The sequence below is a fragment of the Cupriavidus sp. KB_39 genome (genome assembly GCF_052114485.1).
GTDB lineage: Bacteria > Pseudomonadota > Gammaproteobacteria > Burkholderiales > Burkholderiaceae > Cupriavidus.
Genome location: NZ_JBFREV010000013.1, coordinates 121,974 through 140,476, shown reverse-complemented (window position 1 = coordinate 140,476; position 18,503 = coordinate 121,974). Strand labels below are relative to the sequence as shown.

The following is an 18,503-nucleotide window of genomic DNA, read 5'->3' as shown; positions in this document are numbered from 1 at the left end:
ATCAGTGCCGCGTGGCCTTGCGCTGGGCCTTGTCGGCGTACATCGCCGCATCGGCCTGCGCCAGCAGCTCATGCACCGTGGCGTGGCGGGACGGATCGAACTCGGTCAGCCCCACGCTGAAACGCAGGCGGTAGCCACGCGCGTTCTGCGCATTCCACGCATCCACGTTTCGATGCAGGCGCGCCAGCGCCTCGCCACAGCCGGCGGCATCGGTATTGGTCAGCAGCGCGGCGAATTCGTCGCCGCCGAGCCGCCCCACCACATCCGAATCCCGGAACGCCATCCGCAGCGCCGCGCCGAACGCGGTCAGCGCGCGGTCGCCCTCGGCATGGCCGAACTGGTCGTTGATCGGCTTGAAGCCGTCCATATCGAAGAACACCAGCGTGGCCGGCCGGTCCAGCCGGCGGCACAACTCGATGGCGTGCTGGCTCAGCACCGTGAAGCCGCGCCGGTTGGAGAGCGCGGTCAGTTCGTCCATGCTGGCCAGGTGCACGGCGGCCAGCTCCTGTTCGGCCATGCGGGCCAGGTCGTGCAGCAGCGCGCGGTCGTCGTCGTCGAAGGTGCGCGGCTGGCGGTCGATCAGGCAGAGCGTGCCGAGCTTGGTGCCGTTGTGCGCCACCAGCGGGCAGCCGGCGTAGAAGCGGATATGCGGATCGCCGGTGACCAGCGGGTTGTCGTGGAAGCGCGGGTCCAGGCGGGCGTCGGGAATCAGCAGGATGCCGTCGCCGGCAATCGCGTGGCCGCAGAACGAGGTGTTGCGCGGCGCCTCGGTCTGGTCCAGGCCCTCGCAGGCCTTGAACCACTGACGGTTGGCATCGACCAGGCTGACCACCGCGATCGGCACGTCAAACAGCCGTTTGGCGAGCCGGGTCAGGCGGTCGAACCGTTCCTCGGCCGGGGTGTCGAGGATGTTGAGCGATCTCAGCGTGGCGAGACGCAGGGTTTCATCGGGCGGAATCGGGGGCGGCTGCATGGGCGGTTCCTGAGCGCGCGCCGGGCGGGTCCCGGCGGCTAGGGATCGTGCCTGTGTTAACGGCCAAATCGTACGCCGCCTGCAGGCTTGCCGCCCACGTGCACACCGATTGTTTCAATTTTTTGCGAGGTCGAGAGCACCTTCTATTCGCCCCGGCTGGCCCGGTCCATCAACACGCGCACACTGTCTGCCCGCGTCTCGGCACAGGCCACCGCCTCCGGCAGCACCATGCCGGCGAGCCGCGTCAGCACGTTGCCGGGCGGCATCTCCACCGCCAGCCGCACACCGCAGGCGCGCGCCAGCAGCATGGTCTCGTGCCAGCGCACCGGCAGCGCCATGTTGGCGGCGAGATCCGCCGCGATGCGTGCCGGGTCGCGTAGCTCGCGCGCGGCGCTGGCGCTGAACAGCCGCAGCGTGGGCCGGCGCAGCGTGACCGGCGCGAACGCCTGTGCGAGGCTCGCGGCGGCATCGTCCAGCAGCGGGCAGTGGGACGGCACGGCGATGGCCACCCGCTTGGCGCCATGCGCACCGGCCTCCTGCGCCAGCGCCGCCACGCGGGCCATCGCCACGTCCGCCCCGGCGATGACCAACTGCGTCGGCGCGTTGAAATTGGCCACGTAGACCGGCAGACCGGTCGCCCGGACCCGCGTCACGATGGCTTCCAGCGCCGGGGCTTCGAGCCCGAGGATGGCGGTCATGCCGAAGCCCTGCGGGTAGGCGTCCGCCATCAGCCGGCCCCGCAGCGCCACCAGCCGCACCGCGTCGTCATAGGCCAGCGCGCCGGCCACCACGGCCGCCGCGTAGGCGCCGATCGACAGCCCGGCCACGGCCTCCGGCCGGGCGCCGTCCGCCATTAGCGCGCGCGCCGTGGCCACGCCCGCCGCCAGCAGGCAGAGCTGGACCGATACGGTGGATTCCAGGCTGTCGGCGGTGTCGAGCGCCATCACGTCATGGCCCAGCGCGTCGCTGGTCTGGGCGAGCGTCTCGTGCACGGCGCGATGGTCGGGCAGGCTGTGGAGCATGCCGGGGCGCTGTGCGCCTTGTCCGGGGAAGGTCAGCAGCGTGCTCATGCCGTCTGCCACGGGTCCGTGCAGCGCACCGGGCCGGTGGCGGTCTTCAGCAGCACGCGGCCGCCGGTGCGCAGGCGCTCCAGCAGGGCAAAGCCGCCGTGAGGCGTGGCGATCTGGATATCGAGCCGCGTCTCCTTGCAATCGTCGATCAGCGCCGCCAGCCATTGTTCGTCGGCCTGACCCAGCGGCGCGGCGGCGTCAATCAGCAGGTCCACATCGCTGCCGGGATGGAGCACATCGAGCCCGGACGCGAGCGTGAACCCGGCCGCGCCGGTCACGCCCCAGTGCAGGCCGCGCGCATCGAGCAGCGGGGCGATCTGCGCCAGCGTGCGCAGCGCCGGGAGCGCCAGTCGGCGCGGGTGATCCTGCCAGCGCGCCGCCCCGGCGATGGCGAACGGCGACATCACCCGATCGCACTGGGACGCATCGATCCACGTGGCGTGGCGCTCCTCGCGCCGCCGGCCGCGCAGCCCCACCGGGATGCAGCTATCGCGCAGCAGATCGCGCCGCACCACTACGGGCGCCACCGCCAGCCACGTGGCATCGACCCACGCCGGCAGCGGCTGGCTGGCCGCGAACGCCGGGGCGTCGCGCAGCCAGATCAGGTCGTGCGGCTGGAGTGGGCGGGGGAGCGGAGCGTCCGGCACGGTGTCATCCCTGCCACTGCCGGGCGAGCACTTCGCGCACGCGCGCCGATGCCTGCCGATTCTCGCCGCCCAGCCGGCTGCGCAGGTCGCGCTCGGGGTCGGCGTCGATATCGGCCAGCGCAGCTTCCAGCGTCGTGCGCACCGTGGCGACGTCACCGGCTTCGGGCGCCTCGGCCCGGGCGACCGGCACGCGCCGCCACAGCAGGCCCAGCGTGGCGTAGTTGTCGATGTCGTAGGCCATCGGCGGTACGGTGGCCGCGAAGGCTTCGAGGTCCTCCACGCTGCGCATGGTGATGCGCGCCGCCGCTTCCTTGCCCATCGCATGCACCTGCACGCCGGGGTCCGCCAGCGCGACGATGCGGTTGGCCTGATAGCCGTGCGCGAGGAAGGCGCCCGACATGGCCTTGCCCACCAGCAGCGCGATCACCGGATGCCCCTGCAGGCGCGCGGTGGCGTAGGCATCCGCCGCGCTGGCCAGCGACTGGTGGATGCCGAACGCTTCCTCGCGCCGGCCGTAGGCCTGGCTCGGGGTATCCACCACGGCGACGATGGCGCGCTTGACCGGCGCGTCGCGGTCCGCCTGCACGGCGTCATGGACGGCGCGCGCGAGCGTCCAGCCCTCGCGCAGCCCCACCTCGCCATGGCGGGCGCGCGGGAACGGGCTGGCGGCATCGGGCACCACCGCGATCCAGCGCACGGGCCGGCCCGCCAGTTCGCCATCGGCCACCTGGATCGAGGCCGGATAGTCGGTCAGGCGCGATGCGCCCTGGCTCAAGGCGGCGAGCCAAATGGCGCCCCGGGAGTTCGATTCAGTCGATTCGGTCGTCATGACGGTTCTCCAAACACGGCGCGCACGGTGGCCGCATCGGCCTGCCGCGCGGGGTCATAGTCGGCCAGCCGCTGCAGATAGGACGCATACGCGGCACTGCGCGGCGGGGTGGGTGGCTGATTGGGCGGCTCGGCGACGAGGGCCGCCACGGTGGCGCGGATCGCCGCGCTGTCATCGTCGACATAGCGGTCCGCCAGCCCGGTAGCGATGCGCTGCTCGCCGCCGGTCAGGCTCCAGATCAGCGGCCGGTCGCGCGAGTCGTACTCGGCAATGCCGGCCTCCTGCTCGATCACGGCCGGCCCGTTCAGGCCCAGCCGCGCCTCACGCGTGACCACCAGCGTGCTGCACAGTCCGGCCGCAATCGACATCCCGCCGAAACACCCCACCTGCCCCGCAATCACGCCGATCACCGGCTGGTAGCGGCGCAGATCGACGATGCCCGCGTGGATCTCGGCGATGGCGGCGAGGCCGAGGTTGGCCTCCTGCAGCCGCACGCCGCCGGTCTCGAACAGGATCACCGCGCGCGTCGGGGTGCCCTGTCGGTTGTCCTGCGCGGCCAGTTCCAGCGCGCCGGCAATCTTGGCGCCGCCCACTTCGCCCAGGCTGCCGCCCTGAAAGGCGCCTTCGATGGCCAGCACGACGGTGGGATGCCCGTCGATGGTGCCCTTGGCGACGATCACGCCGTCATCGGCCTGCGGCACCACGCCCTGACGCGCGAGCCAGGTCGAAGTCAGGCCGTCGAACGGCCCCGCCAGTTCGCGGAAGGTGCCGGGGTCCAGCAGCGCATGGGCGCGCGCGCGGGCGCCCAGTTCGACAAAACTCTCGCGCGACAGCAGTGCGGGCTGGCTCATGGCTGCCCCTTGCTGTCATCCAATGCCTCGAACGCCTCGGCCAGCCGCATGCCGACCACGCCCGGCGTGGCGCCGAAGTCGTGGATGCGGATGCGCATGGCGGCGCGCGGCTCGGCGCTGAAGACGCGCGTGAGTTGGGCGTCCCAGACGCGGCCGTAGCCGTCCACCGAGGTGGTCACCTGGATCGAGGTCTTGCCGGCGTCGCCGGGTTCGATCATCACTTCAAGGTCGCCGGAACCGACCACGCCCACCAGCACGCGCTGGCTGGCCGGTGCGCCGGCGGGATATTCGAACTGGAGTTGTTCCATCATCGGTCTCCGTGGGGGAGCGCCGGCCCGGTGGGCAGGCGATCCAGAAATAACGTGGCGGCGAGCAGGTCGGCGGCGCCGCCGGGGGAGGCGTTGCGCGCCAGCATGCCGGCTTCGAGCCGATGCAGCAGCCGCCGGCCCGGCAGCGTGCCGATGCCGCCCGCTGCAAGCACGGCGGCGGCGCCGGCCTGCATCGTGGCCAGCCCTTCGCGGCCGGCGCGGGCCAGCACGCAGGTATCGTCGAGCCCGGCCATGATCGCCAGCAGCGCATTGACGCGCGCGGTGGGCTCCGCATCGCCGCGCGCGCGGCTGGCGCGCAGCGTCGGCAAACCCCGCTGCACGACATGCGGGAAGCCGGCCTCGGCCTGCCCGCGCGCGCCACCTACCTGATACGCCTGCCGCGCCAGTTCGCCCTTGTTGCCGGTGTGCGCGGGGCGATGCCGGTCTGGCAGCTGGGCGATGGCCCCGGCCGCGTCGGCCACGGCGTGGGCATCCGCACCCTCCGGCAGCAGCCCGGCGGCGCCGGCCAGCAGGCCCAGGCACCAGATCGCGCCGCGATGGGTGTTGACGCCGCCGGTGGCGCGCAGCATCGTCGCCTCCGCCGCGCGGCCCAGCGCGCCGAGTTGTTCGCGCAGGGGTCGATCGACGCCGGAGGATTCCCGCCCCGCCTCCGCCATCGCGGCGAAGCCGCCGCGCAGGCTGCGCGCGGATGCCACCATCAGCGCCAGCGTCAGGTCGCGGTGGGCGCCGCTGCCGCGCGCATCCACCAGCCCGGGCTTGGGCGACAACATCGCCTCGTCGATCAACACCGCTTCGGCCAGTGCGCCGATGGCGCCGGCGCGGTCTTCGGTGAGCGCTACCGCATGGATTGGGACGGCCATTACCAGCTCCGGAAACGTGCCGGCGGCTCGTACAGCCCGCCCGACCACTCGACCAGATCGGCCATGCTCTTGGCCGCCAGCAGCGAGCGCGTGGCATCGGCGCGATGCACGCCGAGGTCTTCCGGCAGTGCGATCAACCCGTCGCTGCGCATCTGGCGCGTGGTGGCCGGATCGTGGCGCATGCCGATCGGCGTGACGCCGGCCACCGCCGCGATCATCCGGCGGCGCTGCTCGATCGACGTCGCCTTATATAAATAGGCGATGCCTTCCTCGGTCAGCACGTGCGTGACGTCATCGCCATAAATCATCACCGGCGCCAGCGGCATGCCGGCATCCTTGGCCACCTGCACAGCGTCCATGGACTCCACGAAGGTCGGCTTGCCGCCCGCCTGGAAGGTTTCGACCATCTGCACCACCAGCTTGCGGCCCCGCGCGAGCGGGTCGTCAGTCTCGATCAGGTCGAGCCAGGCCGGGGTGGCGTGGCGACGTCCGCCCGGCTGGTGGCCCATGTTCGGCGCGCCACCGAAGCCCGAAAGCCGGCCGCGCGTGACCGTCGACGAATGCCCGTCGCCATCGATCTGGAGCGTGGAGCCGATAAACAGGTCCACCGCGTACTGGCCGGCGAGCTGGCAGAAGGCCCGGTTGGAGCGCATCGCGCCGTCCGCGCCGGTGAAGAAGACGTCCGGCCGGGCCGACACGTAGTTCTCCATGCCCAGTTCGCTGCCGAAGCTGTGCACGCTCTCGACCCAGCCCGATTCGATCGCCGGGATCAGCGTGGGGTGCGGATTCAGCGTCCAGTGCTTGCAGATCTTGCCCTTGAGCCCGAGCGATTCGCCGTAGGTCGGCAGGATCAGTTCGATGGCGGCCGTGTTGAAGCCGATGCCGTGGTTCAGCGCCTGCACCTTGTGCCGCTCGTAGATGCCACGGATGGCCATCATCGCCATCAGCACGTGCACCGGCTTGATCAGGCGCGGGTCGCGCGTGAACAGCGGCTCGCAGAAGAACGGCTTGTCGGCCTGCACCACGTAGTCGATCCACGAGCCGGGGATGTCCACGCGCGGCAGGTCGGCCGGGTCGTCCACGATCTCGTTGACCTGGGCGATCACCAGGCCGTCGCGGAACGCGGCGGCTTCCACCAGCGCGGGCGTGTCCTCGGTGCTGGCGCCGGTGTAGAGGTTGCCGGCGCGGTCGGCCTTGTAGCCGGCAATCAGCACGATCTGTGGTGTCAGATCCACATACAGCCGGGCGTACAGCTCGATATAGGTGTGGATGGCGCCGACTTCGAGCAGCCCATCCTCAAGGAACTGCGAGATCCGCACGCTCTGCGTGCCGGCATAGGCGAAGTCGAGCTTGCGCGCGATGCCGCGCTCGAACAGGTCCAGATGTTCGACGCGGCTGACGCTCGGAATGATCATGTGCAGGTCGTGCACGGTGGCCGGGTCTACCTCGGCCAGCGCACGGGACAGGAAGTCCGCCTGCTTCTGGTTGTTGCCCTCGAGCACCACGCGGTCGCCCGGGGCGGTCACGGCTTCGAGGAAGGGGACGATGTTGTCGGTGGCAACCACCTTGCCATCGGCCAGCCGGGCGCCAAGGCCCTGGCGGCGGCGCTTCTCAACGCGGCGGGTGTCCCATTGGCGGGGAGTGGGGGAATCTGGCATCGCGGCTCCGGACATGCGGCATGACTGTCGATGTGGGCCACGATACGCCGGGGGCCATGGTCAAACAATGACACCCGGCGGCGGATCGTTACGGTGAGAGAAATGACGGGACCGCCACTTCCCTCTGTCCGGGCTCGGCTAGTTGCTGTTAGGCGGATCCGGGGCGAAGCGGTTGAACACATAGTCGCGGTTCTTGACGACCGTGTGGCAGGCGAAGCAGGCCTGTTGCTTGGTGGCGTCCGAGGGCTTGCCGTCATCGAACTGCACGTAGCCCCAGCCGCCGGTGGCGGCGTACTTGGTCGAATCCCGCACCATGAACTGGAGGCCGTTCTTCGGGTGCCCGGCCACGTGGGACTGGGCCTTGCCGAAGGCTTCCGCGCTCTCCGCCAGCGCGTCGTAGCTCCAGGCGAGCCGGGCGATGATGGCGCCGTCGGGCAGCGGGTACTTGCCGCTGCGCAGGGCCACGACCGCCGCCTCGTTGCCGAGGATGGCGCGCAGGTCGTCGGTGGCGCCTTCCTCGCGGGCCACCGAGATCAGCGTCCACGCGCGGTAGCCGGGCGGGATCTTGTCCGGCACGGCTACCTTGCTGAGGTCCTGATTGGCTATCTTGGCGACCGGCTTGGCCGCCTGCATGCTGTCTTTCCCGGCGGCTTCCTTCGCCGTCTCCGCCAGCCCAACGCCCGCGCCAGCCAACGCCGTCACGGCCAGCGCCATCCCTACGATTTTTTTCATGGTTTGTCCTCCAGTGTGCAGGCGCCATCGTCACGCCAATCCGCCGCGCGGCATTGAACAGGCGGTCGGATTTGTCCGGAATGAACGTTGCGCAGCGTCGCGCCGTTTGCGCCACATCAAGCACCGAACTTTCTTAACGGCCGCGCAAGAAGTTTTACTTCCGCCGACTGGGCGTTGCGGCGATCATGACCGCGTCCTTGAATCCGGCCAGGAAGAGGTAGGCGATGCGCGCCCATGGCATCCTGAATTCCGCGCGATGTGTGGTGATGTTGGTGATGTTGGCGATGATGGGGATGGTGGGCCTCGCCCCGGCGCCGGCCCACGCCCAGACCGGCCCCACGTTCGGCATCGTGGGCGCCAACGTCCAGAAGCAGGCCAATGCGGTGCTGACGCTGATGTCGTTCGCCGTGGTGCCTGACCTCGCCTCCAGTTCGCTCTCCATCAGCAACACCAGCACCGACAACCCCGCCCTGACGCTCTGGCAGCTCGGCGGCGGTTTCACCTTGAGCCAGTCGTTCCCGCTCTACCTGGAGGGGTCGATTGCCTACAACCGCTACGACCCGACCTTCGTGGCCTCCAACGGCCAGGAGACCCGCAAGCTGCCGACCAAGTGGAATACCTTCGCGGGCACGGTCGGCGTCGGCTGGGATTTCCCGCTCATCGACAGCAAGGAACTGGTGTTCCGGCCGATCTTCAATGCCTCGATCGGCCGCGTGGCCAGCGACCTCTCCGTCGCCAAGTTCGCGGTGGAACATGTGACCGACCAGGAGATCGCCTTCCTGGACAACGGCGCCATGAACGCCTACGGGCTGGGCGGGTCGGTGATGCTGGACTGGGAAAGCCACCGCAACGAGCGCGATGTCGATGTGGAGCTGCGCTACACCAACATCTACCTGCGCAGCTTTGGCACCACGGGGGGCATGAACGCCTCCGCCGCCGCCCAGACCGCCAGCCTCTACGCCCGCTGGCGCGCGCCCACCGGCCTGCGTGCGCTGGACCGGCCGGTGCGCTATGTGCTCGAACTGTCCCACTCGCACTACTTCGGCAATCAGGCCGGCGCGCTGGGCTTCAGCCAGCTCACCACGGTCGGCACCGGGCTGGAACTCGACACCAGCGCACATGAAGTATTCGTCACCCGCATCCGGGGCGTGTTCCGCTACGTCTTCGGCAACAACGTGCACGGCCTGTCGTTCGGGCTGGCGGCCAGCTTCTAGGGCCCGGCTCAGCGCACGGCGGAGCCCTCGGCGGTCCGCGCCACTTCGAGCCGGTTGCCGCCGAGCGATTTGGCGCGATACAGCGCCTGGTCGGCGGCGGCCAGCGCGTCGGCCAGCGGCGGCACCTCGGTCTCGAAGTGGGCCAGCCCGATGCTGACCGTGGCCGGAATGCCGAGACCGAGGCCGTGGATCTGGTGCGGGATGGTGTCGGCGAAGCGCGTGGCCACGGCCTCGCCGAGCGCCCGGGCGCGGCGCGCGTCGTCGCCGGCCAGCAGGGCGGCGAACTCCTCGCCGCCGATGCGCCCGAGCAGCGCGTGCGGCCCCAGCACACGCCGGGCGATTTCCGCGAACGACTTCAGCACCTGGTCGCCAGTCTGGTGACCGTACACGTCGTTGACGGCCTTGAAGCGGTCGAGGTCGAACGCCAGCACGGCCACCGGCCGGCTCCCTTCGCCACCGAAGAGGCGGGCGCCCTGCTCGAAGAACCAGCGGCGGTTGCCCAGCCGGGTCAGGTAGTCGGTCTGGGCTTCCTGCAGGAGCTGGCCGTGGGCCTCGTCACGGATCAGCTTGAGCAGCGCCATCGGCAGGAGGACCGAGTACAGCACCCCTTCGTAGACCGTGAGCTTGCTGGCGGCGGCCTGCATCGCCGGCCCGTAGGCAGAAACCAGCCACGGCAGGATCAGGGCCCGCGCGAAATAGACCACGGCATGGATGCCCGCCACGACCACGATGATGTGGCGCGAACGGAGCGCCTTCATCGCCTCGCAACGCAGCATCTCGCGCGCTGTCATGGCGCTGATCAGCGCGATCGGCAGGGCGCTGACGTAGTTCCACATGAGGTCCAGCCGCTGCGCGCCCCAGCCGGCCCACACCAGCGCGTCCACGATCAGTATCCCCACCGACGCCGCGCGATACTGCCGCCCGCTCAGCGAAGCGATGCCGCCGAGGACCAGCAGGTACCCGGTAAGGATGACGAGATTGCTGACGGCGGAGCCCATCGCCCCGGGCACGCTGCGCCGGACCAGCACCAGCGCGCAGCCGATGGCGAGCGTCGTGAAACCGGCCGCGAGAATCCGCAGCGTGCGGCTGCGGCGGGGATTGGTCCGATGCTCCCAGAACGTCATGCCGGCACTGGCCAGAAGCGTCCCGATGGCGAGGAGATAAAGGGTGAGGAGGTCTACGTACATCCCAAATGTAAAGACATTGCGCCGACGCATCGCGCCGGCTGCCGAATTTTACGTGGAAACCCGCCCGCGGGATGGTGCTTGATACGCCGGTGATTGGTGTCTATTCGGTGCCTGTTCGGTGCCTGTGCGGTGCCTACTCGCGGATCAGGTCGATGAGCGCGCGCAGGCCGGCCGGCACGTGGCGGCGGCCCGGGTAGTACAGGCACAGGCCATCGAGCGGCGGCGTCCAGCCTTCCAGCACGCGCACCAGCGTGCCGGCCTGCAGGTCGGCGGCCACGTTCCACTCGCTCAGGTAGGCCAGCCCCAGCCCGGCGCGGGCGGCCTGCTGCGTCAGGCCGGGCTCGTCGAGGGTCAGCGCGCCTTTGACGTCGACGCGCACCGCCTCGCCATGCCGCGCGAATTCCCACTGGTAGATCGCCCCGCTCGGCATGCGCGTGCGGATGCAGGCGTGCGCGTGCAGGTCGGCGGGCGTGCGCGGCGGCTTGTGCCGGGCGAAGTAGTCCGGGCTGCCGACCACGGCGAAGCGCTGGGTATCGCCGAAGGGCACGGCGATCATGTCCTGCGGCAGGGTTTCGGCGAGGCGGATGCCGGCATCGAAGCCGTCGGCGACGATGTCGATCAGCCGCCCTTCCGTGACGATATCGAGCGTCATGGCCGGATAGCGCTGCAGGAAGGCGATGAACAGCGGCATCACCTGCCGCGCGGCGCCCGCCGAGGTGTTGATGCGCAACTGGCCCGACACGGTGTCGCGCAGGCTCCCCGCCTGCTCGATCGCGCCCCGGATCGTGGACAGCGCCGGCGCGATGCTGTCCACGAACTGCGCGCCGGCCGCCGTCAGCGACACGCTGCGGGTGGTGCGATGGAACAGCCGCACGCCGATGCGCGACTCCAGCGCCGCCACCGCGTGGCTGAGCGCGGACGTGGAGACGCCCAGCTCCGCCGCTGCCGCCCGAAAGCTGCGATGCCGCGCCACCGCCAGCACCGCCTCCAGTTCACCGAGGCCAGAGGATTTCATTATCCTGATTTCTTCATCATCACATCCCGCATTGTATGGCTAGTCAACACAATGGCGCAGAGCTATCTTGTGCTTCAGCCCGCGTTTTTCGCGCTTTGCTTAAGATGCTTTTCCGCTACCCCGGAGACCCACCATGCAGATCATCGACAAGATTTATATCGACGGTGCCTTCGTCACCCCGCACGGCGACGAGATGTTCGACCTGTTCAATCCCGCCACCGAACAGGTGATCGGCCAGGTGCGCCTGGCCGACGCGCAGGACGCCCGGGACGCCATCGCCGCCGCCAAACGGGCGTTCCCGGCCTTCTCCCGCACCAGCCAGCGCGCGCGCGTGGACCTGCTGAAGCGCATGCACGCCGCCGTGCTGGCGAAGGAAGACGAACTGTACGAGGCAATCACCGAGGAGTACGGCGCGCCGGTGTCCCGGGGCCGCTGGATGGCCCGGCATGCGAGCAACGTGCTGATCGACGCGGCCAATGTGCTCGAGCAGTACACGTTCACGCGCCGCGTGGGCGGCGCCGAGGTGGTGATGCAGCCGATGGGCGTGGCCGGGCTGATCACGCCGTGGAACAGCGACGCGGGCTTTATCTGCGGCAAGCTGGCTGCCGCCGTGGCCGCCGGCTGCACCGCCGTCATCAAGCCGAGCGAGATGAGCGCGATGCAGACCCGCATCGTCACCGAGGCGCTGCACGCAGCGGACGTGCCGCCCGGCGTGTTCAATATCGTCACAGGGCGCGGCGATGTGGTCGGCGCCGAGATCAGCACGCATCCCGATGTGACCAAGGTGTCGTTCACGGGCTCCACGGCGGTCGGCAAGACCATCCTGCGTGTGGCGGCGGACACGCTGAAGCGGGTGACGCTGGAGTTGGGTGGCAAGTCGCCCGTGGTCGTGCTCGACGATGCGAACTTCGACGAAGCCGTGCCGATGGCCATGGACGCCGGCTTTATGAACAGCGGGCAGGCGTGCATCGCCGGCACGCGGATTCTGGTGCCGGAACACCGGCTTGCCGAGTTCGAGGCGCACGTGCGCGACATCGTGGCGGCCACGCAAGCCGGCGATCCGCGCGATCCGCAGACGACGGTCGGGCCGATGGTCAGCCAGAAGCAGTGGGAGCGCGTGCAGCGCTATATCCGCATCGGCATTGACGAAGGCGCGCGGCTGGTGGCGGGCGGCGAAGGCCGGCCGGAAGGGCTCGACGCGGGCTGGTTCGTGCGCCCGACCGTCTTCAGCGATGTGACCAACGACATGACGATTGCGCGCGAGGAGATCTTCGGACCGGTACTGTCGATCATTACCTACCGGGACGAGGAGGAGGCCATCGCCATCGCCAACGACACCAGCTACGGCTTGCAGGCCTACGTGCTGTCGGCGGATGTCCAGCGGGCGCACGCGGTGGCATCGCGCATCGAGGCCGGGCGGGTCCTCGTCAACACGCTCGCCCACGACCCGGCGGCGCCGTTCGGCGGCCTGAAGCAGTCGGGCATTGGGCGCGAGTACGGCGTCTATGGGCTGGAAGCGTTCCTGGAGACCAAGGCGGTGCTGAACGTGCCGGTGTAATAAGGGGCGCTGTCGGGGCGGCCGGTCTCAGCCCGCCCAGGCATGGCGCACCAGCAGCGCCGACAGAACGAACATGGTGATACCGACCAGCCCGTCGAGCACGCGCCAGGCCTTCGGCCGGGCGAACCACGGGGCGAGAAAGCGCGCGCCAAACCCGAGCAGCCCGAACCAGCACAGGCTGGCGGAACTGGCGCCCGCCACGAACCAGCCACGTAGCGCGGCCGGCTGCTGGGCGCCGATGCTGCCCACCAGCAGCACGGTATCTAAATAGACATGCGGATTGAGCAGCGTGAAGGCCGCCGCCTGCGCCAGGATCGCGCCTCGGCTAAGACTCTTCGCACCCTTCTCCCCCTCCGACGCCTGCAGCCGCTGCGCCTGCCCCGCGCGCCGCAGCGCCCGCCAGCCATAGACGGCCAGAAAGATCGCGCCGGCCAGCGCCAGTAAGCGCGCAAGGCCCGGGCGCTCGCCCAGCGCCTGGGCCATGCCCATGACGCCGGCGGCAATCAGCAAGGCATCCGCCACCGCGCAGAGCAGGACCACGCTGCCCACATGCTCCCGGCGCAGGCCCTGACGCAGCACGAACGCGTTCTGCGCGCCGATGGCGACGATCAGGCCGAAGCTCAGGGCCAGGCCCTGCAGGGCGACGGATAAAGGGAGCGAAGGAGTGGGCAGTGCGGAAATCATGCGCGCAGCTTGCCTGCTCTGGAGTATGTAGACAAACTATCTTTTCTTCATTCGATGTAGTTTCACTAATCTCATGCTCGATTACGCCGCCCTGTCCGCCTTGGCCGCCGTGGTCCGCGAAGGCAGCTTCGAGCGTGCGGCCCGCGCGCTGCACGTGACCCCATCGGCCATTTCCCAACGCATTCGCCTGCTGGAGGAGCGCGTGGGCTGCGCGCTGGTGATCCGCGACCAGCCCTGCCGGGCCACGGAAACCGGGCGCCGGCTGTGCCAGCACGTGGACCGCGTGCGGATGCTCGAACATGAATTGCAGGGGACGTTGCCGTCACTTGCGGCGGAGGGGTTGGCGCGGGTGGCGCTGCCCGTCGCGATCAATGCCGACAGTCTGGCGACGTGGGCCGCGCCGGCGATTGCGACGTTTGCCGCGCAACATCCCGTCCTGATGGAGGTGGCGGTGGACGATCAGGACCACACCACCGAATGGCTGCGCAGCGGCGCCGTGCTGGCTGCCGTGACCGCCGCCGCCCGCCCTGCCGCTGGCTGCGAAAGCCGTCCGCTGGGCGCCATGCGCTATCTGGCGGCTGCCAGCCCGGCCTTCGTGCAACGCCATTTCGCCGCCGGCGTGGGTGCCGGCAGTCTGGCGGCGGCGCCGAGTCTGGTGTTCAACAACAAGGATGCGTTGCAGGCGACCTGGGTGCGGCGCCTGTGCCATCGGCATGTGGAACTGCCCCGGCACACGCTGCCCTCATCGCAGGCGTTTGTCACGGCGGCCGTGGCCGGCATGGGCTGGGGCCTGCATCCGCAGAGCCTGATCGCCCAACATCTCGCAGACGGCGCGCTGGTCGAACTCGTGCCAGACACCCCGCTGGACGTGCCCCTGCACTGGCACTACGCCCGCGCGGCATCGGCCTTGATCGACGGCCTGAGCCGGGAAGTGATGGCCGCCGCCCGGACCGGTCTGTTACCGCCCTGACCGGCCCGGCGGCGGCTTTCCGCTGTTACGGCGTGGTCACGCCATCGTCGGCGAACTCGACCCGATTCCGGCCGCGCTCCTTGCTGCGGTACAGGGCCGTGTCGGCGCGGGCGATCATGCCGTGGATGGTGTCGCCCGGCTGCACGCAGGCCACGCCCAGGCTCGCGGTCATCCGGCCCGTCACCGCGAAGTCCTGCTCGGCCAGCGCATTACGCAGCCGGTGGGCGAAGTACACGGCGTCCTGCAGGGCAGTATCGGCGCAGATCAGCAGGAATTCTTCGCCGCCCCAGCGCCCGAGGGTGTCCGTCGGCCGCTTGACCGCCATGATCAGGTCGGCGATCTCGACCAGCACGCGGTCGCCCACCTGATGGCCGTAGGTGTCGTTGACCGACTTGAAGCGGTCCACGTCGATCAGCAGGATCGAGAACGGCTTGCCTTCGACACGGCTGCGCGCCAGCGCGCCGGCCAGTGCATCGTCGAGATGCCGCCGGTTGAACACCCCGGTGAGCTGGTCGGTCTTGGAGAGCGCCTCAAGCAGGCGGTTTTTCTCCATCAATTCCAGTTCCGCCTCCGTGCGCAGGGCAATGATCAGCCGGAGCCGGCGCAGGACCGAGTTGAAGCCGTCGATCACGCTATCGAACTCGGTGCGACCCAGCCGGGCAAGTTCGTCGAGATGGTCGCCATGGCTGGAGGACAGTTCGAACAGCGCCTCCCGCAGATGCTCGAGCGGCCGGAACACCATCCGCAGGCCGAAGGTCAGCAGGATGACCAGCGCTACGTCGATCACGGCGACCTCGGTGATCCCCTGGATCATGGCCGCGCGCTGGGTCTTCTGCATGGTGTCGCGCGTGAAGCGGACCACGGCCGTGCCGATGGCCTGGCTGCGCCGCTCGGCGTCGATGTCATCCGGGGGATAGAGCGTGACTTCCGCCAGCACGTCATGCCCGCTGGCCGCGCAGAATGGCCCGGCCGGGGCGGCGGTGGCCGTGCGCTGCACCGCCGCGTACACCTCCTCCCGGTCCGGGGAGAAGACGCAGGCCTCGGTGACCTCGGGATGGATCAGCGTGGATTCCAGCTGCGTGCGCAGGGTCCCCACGTTCAGCGCCCAGGTGGGCGCGGCCAGGCTCTGCTTGAGGCCGTCCAACACCTCGCCACGGGTCCGCTCGAAGCGCTGCTCCAGGTCCTGGTGCAGCAGCCATTGCCGATGCATGGCGAACGCGCCCAGCGTTGTCGTGGTGGCAACGATGAACAGCACGATCATCCTGTTCCGGATCGAACGAACCGGTGGCAGCAGTGGCATGGAATGCGCAATCCTGAGGGGTCGCGGCGCGGGCTATTGGTCCGCCGCCTGGTCGAACAATTGCCGGAACCTGGCGAGTTCCGGGTGCGATTCCTCGTACTTCTTGCTGAATCCGACGTGCACGGTCTCGGTCTTGATGGTCATCGCCCGCCGGGACTTGTAGCGCATGCGCTCCGGAATGCCCTGCGCTTCCAGCGTGACCAGCGCCTCGTTGATGACCACGGTGGGATTCACCACGCAGTCGATCTCCTGCACCAGCATCTTCTTGACCAGGTCGTGGAACTCATGCCCCTCCACGAGCTGGATCTTGCCCTCCCGCGCCAGCTGGAAAAAGCGCGGGCCGGGGGCGAGGTAGCCGCGCTGGTTGCCGAACTTCAGCCCGGCGAAGTCGTCCGGATAGCGATGGAAGGTGCGGCCCTCGATCGAATCGCGGTTGCAGTGCACCGCCACTTCCTCGCTATAGAACGGCTTGGAGTGATTCAGGAACGGCCGCTCCCTGGGCCGGTAATAGACGCCGAGCACGCCGGCGCTGTTGCCGTTCCGGGCCTCCTCCACCACCCGCGCCCAGGGGGCAAAGCGGACCTGCACCTTGAATTCGGGAATCCGCTTCAGGACGCGATTGATGTTGTCGATATAGGCGCCCTTGGGAATCCCGTTTTCCTCGTAGGACTGGGGTCGCTGGCCGGCCTCCGAGTACAGGACGATGGTGGTCTGCGCCTGGGTGGGCGCTGCAGGCGGCGCGGCGCGGGCCTGGGCGGCGGCCTGCGCGTGCCAGATCCCCAGCACCAATGGCGCCATTACGGCGATTCGTCGCGCAGACAGCATGATTTCCATGGGCACCAAGGGATTGACACGCCAGTACAACGGCATTCTCCCGTATTTATTGACGGCGGTGCGGCCCCCTCACAAGGGGTATTGCCTCCCGGAAACCCTAGGCTTTCATTAGCATCCGGCACACGGCGGCCAGGCCGAGCAGGTTCGGATCGCGCTCCCGGCGGCGCAGGAAACTCAGGCCGATGGACTGCTTCATGTCGTATTCGGCGGTCAGGGGGACAAAGGCGACGTTCTTCGCGAACACGTCCCGCACGCGCCCGGGCAGCAGGGAATAACCGATGCCGCCGCCCACGAGGTTCATCAGCGAGAAGATGTCCCCGACCTTCATCACCACGTTGGGCGTGAAATCTGCGATGCGGAACGCCTCCATGAAGCCGCTCGATGTCACAAAGCCCTCGCCCAGCGACACGAACGGCTCGTCCCGGCAGACCCGCAGGTCGATCTCGGGCAGCGTGGCGTAGTGGGAATCGGCCGGGGCGGCGAAGAAGATGTCGTCCTCGAACATCGGAATCGACTCGATTTCGGCGTCGGGCTCGGGCAGGGCCATCAGCGTGGCGTCGATGGAGCCCTGGCGCAGCTTCTGGAGCAGGTCGGCGTTGGAGCCGAGCACGAGTTCGGTCTGCAGCTCCGGGCGGCGCATCTTGATGCCGATGACCACCTGCGGCACGGTCTTGATGGTCAGCGAATAGAGCGAGCCGATCTTGAGCTGGTCGGCGGAGTAGCCGGCGGCCTCGCGCGTGACGCGGATGCCGTCGGACATCGTCTTGAGGACATCTCGCGCCACATCGGCCAGCACGTGCGCGGCCTCGGTCGGCAACAGGTTGCGGCCCTCGTGGCGGAACAGCGCGCAGCGCATGCCGTCCTCGAGCGAATGGAGCGCCCGGTGCACGCTTACCGGGCTGATATCGAGCGCCTCCGCGGCCTTGGCCAGGTTGCCGGTCTCCATGAAGGCCAGCAGGGCCTCGAGCTTGCGGAACGTGATCTCTTCACTGATGCGCAGGGGCATGGCGGCGGGGGCGACGGGAGGGTCAGGGGGTCGATGACGCCACCATGATACGCCGCCCGCCTCGCGCTATTCGAGCGCCGTGCCCTTGGCCTGCGGCGCGTCCGCGGCATCGGCCGGGACTTCTGCTGCCGGCTCAGCCTGCCCTTCTGCCGGTCCCTCGGCGGCCTGCGCCGGCGGCTCGACCTCATCCTTCGGCACGTAGGACGGATCGCGCGCCCAGCGGTTCAGGTCCTTGGCCAGCGCCACCGCGCTGCGGTTCAGGATCGAACAGGTGCCCTTGAACCCGCCCCAGAATCCGCCGATGGACCAGCGGTTCAGCTTGACGTGGCGCGCCACCTTGCCGCCTTCGATCAGCTCGGCATTCACCGTGATGGCCTTCGGGCCGGTCCAGGCCCCGCCGCCCACGCCCAGGACGTGCGTGATCTGGAGCCGCATCACCTGGGCCTCGCCGGCCTCCGCGCCGGCGGCCAGCTTGCCGTCACCGCCCTTGTTGCGGCGGCGCAGGACGTCCGACACACGCGTGGCCAGCATCGACTCGATCTGGCATTCCTCGCGGACCTTGTCGACCACGCCGGCGCCGGGCGCATAGGTAACGGGGGTTTCCAGCAGGACTTGAGTGTTGGCGGCCAGGGCAGGCGCGCACAGCAGCGCGCCCAGGGACACTGCGCACAGGGACTTGGAAGACATGGAACGAGACTGAGGATGGATCGCGAGCCGAAGGGTATCAGCGCGCCGGCCGCCACGCCTCAGTGGTTAGTGGGGTGTCGGCGTGGCGCAACGGGTGGC

Annotated in this window: 19 protein-coding genes; 3 read left to right on the top strand and 16 right to left on the bottom strand. The window is 69.2% G+C overall.

The features are described 5' to 3' along the window. Window position 1 precedes the first annotated feature (1 nt). From AB4Z27_RS12695 to AB4Z27_RS12655, 9 genes are all read right to left on the bottom strand, one after another. Window positions 2–973, bottom strand: a complete 972-nt coding sequence (locus AB4Z27_RS12695) for a diguanylate cyclase domain-containing protein (RefSeq protein WP_441591298.1) — start codon at window positions 971–973, stop codon at window positions 2–4. Window positions 974–1,116: 143 nt separating this feature from the next. Then, a complete protein-coding gene (gene mdcH, locus AB4Z27_RS12690) occupies window positions 1,117–2,043 on the bottom strand; it encodes a malonate decarboxylase subunit epsilon (RefSeq protein ID WP_092293719.1) in 927 nt (308 codons plus the stop codon). Further along, window positions 2,040–2,690, bottom strand: a complete 651-nt coding sequence (locus AB4Z27_RS12685) for a malonate decarboxylase holo-ACP synthase (protein WP_441644564.1) — start codon at window positions 2,688–2,690, stop codon at window positions 2,040–2,042. The genes mdcH and AB4Z27_RS12685 overlap by 4 nt, the downstream gene beginning before the upstream one ends. Before the next feature lie 4 nt (window positions 2,691–2,694). Further along, window positions 2,695–3,519, bottom strand: coding sequence for a biotin-independent malonate decarboxylase subunit gamma (gene mdcE / locus AB4Z27_RS12680; protein ID WP_092293723.1), 825 nt, complete (start codon window positions 3,517–3,519; stop codon window positions 2,695–2,697). Then, window positions 3,516–4,370 (bottom strand): biotin-independent malonate decarboxylase subunit beta, encoded by an 855-nt coding sequence (locus AB4Z27_RS12675; protein WP_441644563.1) that lies wholly within the window; start codon window positions 4,368–4,370, stop codon window positions 3,516–3,518. Before AB4Z27_RS12675 ends, mdcE begins: the two co-directional genes overlap by 4 nt. Next, the gene (locus AB4Z27_RS12670; RefSeq protein ID WP_092293727.1) at window positions 4,367–4,678 is read right to left on the bottom strand and encodes a malonate decarboxylase subunit delta; all 312 of its coding nucleotides are present in this window, start codon (window positions 4,676–4,678) and stop codon (window positions 4,367–4,369) included. The genes AB4Z27_RS12675 and AB4Z27_RS12670 overlap by 4 nt, the downstream gene beginning before the upstream one ends. Continuing rightward, complete coding sequence (locus AB4Z27_RS12665) at window positions 4,678–5,559, bottom strand: triphosphoribosyl-dephospho-CoA synthase (protein WP_441644562.1); 882 nt, start codon at window positions 5,557–5,559, stop codon at window positions 4,678–4,680. The genes AB4Z27_RS12670 and AB4Z27_RS12665 overlap by 1 nt, the downstream gene beginning before the upstream one ends. Further along, window positions 5,559–7,217, bottom strand: a complete 1,659-nt coding sequence (mdcA, locus tag AB4Z27_RS12660) for a malonate decarboxylase subunit alpha (protein WP_441644561.1) — start codon at window positions 7,215–7,217, stop codon at window positions 5,559–5,561. The genes AB4Z27_RS12665 and mdcA overlap by 1 nt, the downstream gene beginning before the upstream one ends. Window positions 7,218–7,355: 138 nt before the next feature. Continuing rightward, complete coding sequence (locus AB4Z27_RS12655; protein WP_218158026.1) at window positions 7,356–7,949, bottom strand: cytochrome P460 family protein; 594 nt, start codon at window positions 7,947–7,949, stop codon at window positions 7,356–7,358. A 266-nt stretch (window positions 7,950–8,215) separates the two neighbouring features. Between AB4Z27_RS12655 and AB4Z27_RS12650 the strand changes: the two genes are divergently transcribed. Further along, window positions 8,216–9,163, top strand: a complete 948-nt coding sequence (locus AB4Z27_RS12650) for a hypothetical protein (protein ID WP_369823409.1) — start codon at window positions 8,216–8,218, stop codon at window positions 9,161–9,163. Window positions 9,164–9,171: 8 nt separating this feature from the next. Here the strand turns inward: AB4Z27_RS12650 and AB4Z27_RS12645 are convergent, their stop codons facing one another. Then, entirely contained in the window at window positions 9,172–10,350 is a 1,179-nt protein-coding gene (locus AB4Z27_RS12645) for a diguanylate cyclase domain-containing protein (protein ID WP_441644560.1), read from the bottom strand. Between the two features lie 133 nt (window positions 10,351–10,483). After that, on the bottom strand, window positions 10,484–11,365 hold the full coding sequence (locus AB4Z27_RS12640; protein WP_092293736.1) for a LysR family transcriptional regulator: 882 nt from the start codon (window positions 11,363–11,365) through the stop codon (window positions 10,484–10,486). A gap of 133 nt (window positions 11,366–11,498) precedes the next feature. On the opposite strand from AB4Z27_RS12640, the gene AB4Z27_RS12635 reads away from it, so the two are divergent. Continuing rightward, complete coding sequence (locus AB4Z27_RS12635) at window positions 11,499–12,923, top strand: aldehyde dehydrogenase family protein (protein WP_092293738.1); 1,425 nt, start codon at window positions 11,499–11,501, stop codon at window positions 12,921–12,923. 27 nt (window positions 12,924–12,950) lie between these two features. On the opposite strand, the gene AB4Z27_RS12630 is transcribed toward AB4Z27_RS12635, so the two are convergent. Continuing rightward, entirely contained in the window at window positions 12,951–13,607 is a 657-nt protein-coding gene (locus AB4Z27_RS12630; protein WP_092293740.1) for a LysE/ArgO family amino acid transporter, read from the bottom strand. Between the two features lie 73 nt (window positions 13,608–13,680). Between AB4Z27_RS12630 and AB4Z27_RS12625 the strand changes: the two genes are divergently transcribed. Further along, window positions 13,681–14,577 carry a LysR family transcriptional regulator ArgP gene (locus AB4Z27_RS12625; protein WP_092293742.1) on the top strand — a complete coding sequence of 299 codons (897 nt, stop codon included), beginning with the start codon at window positions 13,681–13,683 and terminating at the stop codon, window positions 14,575–14,577. Between the two features lie 25 nt (window positions 14,578–14,602). On the opposite strand, the gene AB4Z27_RS12620 is transcribed toward AB4Z27_RS12625, so the two are convergent. The 4 genes from AB4Z27_RS12620 to AB4Z27_RS12605 all read right to left on the bottom strand — a co-directional run bounded on the left by AB4Z27_RS12620 (window position 14,603) and on the right by AB4Z27_RS12605 (window position 18,404). After that, the gene (locus AB4Z27_RS12620; protein WP_092293744.1) at window positions 14,603–15,877 is read right to left on the bottom strand and encodes a GGDEF domain-containing protein; all 1,275 of its coding nucleotides are present in this window, start codon (window positions 15,875–15,877) and stop codon (window positions 14,603–14,605) included. Window positions 15,878–15,910: 33 nt separating this feature from the next. Then, a complete protein-coding gene (locus AB4Z27_RS12615; RefSeq protein ID WP_177219896.1) occupies window positions 15,911–16,675 on the bottom strand; it encodes a substrate-binding periplasmic protein in 765 nt (254 codons plus the stop codon). A gap of 133 nt (window positions 16,676–16,808) precedes the next feature. After that, entirely contained in the window at window positions 16,809–17,717 is a 909-nt protein-coding gene (locus AB4Z27_RS12610) for a LysR family transcriptional regulator (protein ID WP_092293748.1), read from the bottom strand. Between the two features lie 66 nt (window positions 17,718–17,783). Next, window positions 17,784–18,404 (bottom strand): hypothetical protein, encoded by a 621-nt coding sequence (locus AB4Z27_RS12605; RefSeq protein WP_092293750.1) that lies wholly within the window; start codon window positions 18,402–18,404, stop codon window positions 17,784–17,786. Window positions 18,405–18,503 lie beyond the last annotated feature (99 nt).

What these genes read in the sequence shown, in the direction of transcription:
- AB4Z27_RS12695 (WP_441591298.1), bottom strand. Translation starts at nt 973, where the DNA reads ATGCAGCCGCCCCCGATTCCGCCCGATGAAACCCTGCGTCTCGCCACG.
- AB4Z27_RS12645 (WP_441644560.1), bottom strand. Translation starts at nt 10,350, where the DNA reads ATGTACGTAGACCTCCTCACCCTTTATCTCCTCGCCATCGGGACGCTT.
- AB4Z27_RS12625 (WP_092293742.1), top strand. Translation starts at nt 13,681, where the DNA reads ATGCTCGATTACGCCGCCCTGTCCGCCTTGGCCGCCGTGGTCCGCGAA.
- AB4Z27_RS12670 (WP_092293727.1), bottom strand. Translation starts at nt 4,678, where the DNA reads ATGGAACAACTCCAGTTCGAATATCCCGCCGGCGCACCGGCCAGCCAG.
- AB4Z27_RS12675 (WP_441644563.1), bottom strand. Translation starts at nt 4,370, where the DNA reads ATGAGCCAGCCCGCACTGCTGTCGCGCGAGAGTTTTGTCGAACTGGGC.
- AB4Z27_RS12605 (WP_092293750.1), bottom strand. Translation starts at nt 18,404, where the DNA reads ATGTCTTCCAAGTCCCTGTGCGCAGTGTCCCTGGGCGCGCTGCTGTGC.
- AB4Z27_RS12635 (WP_092293738.1), top strand. Translation starts at nt 11,499, where the DNA reads ATGCAGATCATCGACAAGATTTATATCGACGGTGCCTTCGTCACCCCG.
- mdcE (WP_092293723.1), bottom strand. Translation starts at nt 3,519, where the DNA reads ATGACGACCGAATCGACTGAATCGAACTCCCGGGGCGCCATTTGGCTC.
- AB4Z27_RS12655 (WP_218158026.1), bottom strand. Translation starts at nt 7,949, where the DNA reads ATGAAAAAAATCGTAGGGATGGCGCTGGCCGTGACGGCGTTGGCTGGC.
- AB4Z27_RS12615 (WP_177219896.1), bottom strand. Translation starts at nt 16,675, where the DNA reads ATGGCGCCATTGGTGCTGGGGATCTGGCACGCGCAGGCCGCCGCCCAG.
- AB4Z27_RS12630 (WP_092293740.1), bottom strand. Translation starts at nt 13,607, where the DNA reads ATGATTTCCGCACTGCCCACTCCTTCGCTCCCTTTATCCGTCGCCCTG.
- AB4Z27_RS12665 (WP_441644562.1), bottom strand. Translation starts at nt 5,559, where the DNA reads ATGGCCGTCCCAATCCATGCGGTAGCGCTCACCGAAGACCGCGCCGGC.
- AB4Z27_RS12610 (WP_092293748.1), bottom strand. Translation starts at nt 17,717, where the DNA reads ATGCCCCTGCGCATCAGTGAAGAGATCACGTTCCGCAAGCTCGAGGCC.
- AB4Z27_RS12620 (WP_092293744.1), bottom strand. Translation starts at nt 15,877, where the DNA reads ATGCCACTGCTGCCACCGGTTCGTTCGATCCGGAACAGGATGATCGTG.
- mdcA (WP_441644561.1), bottom strand. Translation starts at nt 7,217, where the DNA reads ATGCCAGATTCCCCCACTCCCCGCCAATGGGACACCCGCCGCGTTGAG.
- mdcH (WP_092293719.1), bottom strand. Translation starts at nt 2,043, where the DNA reads ATGAGCACGCTGCTGACCTTCCCCGGACAAGGCGCACAGCGCCCCGGC.
- AB4Z27_RS12640 (WP_092293736.1), bottom strand. Translation starts at nt 11,365, where the DNA reads ATGAAATCCTCTGGCCTCGGTGAACTGGAGGCGGTGCTGGCGGTGGCG.
- AB4Z27_RS12650 (WP_369823409.1), top strand. Translation starts at nt 8,216, where the DNA reads ATGTTGGTGATGTTGGCGATGATGGGGATGGTGGGCCTCGCCCCGGCG.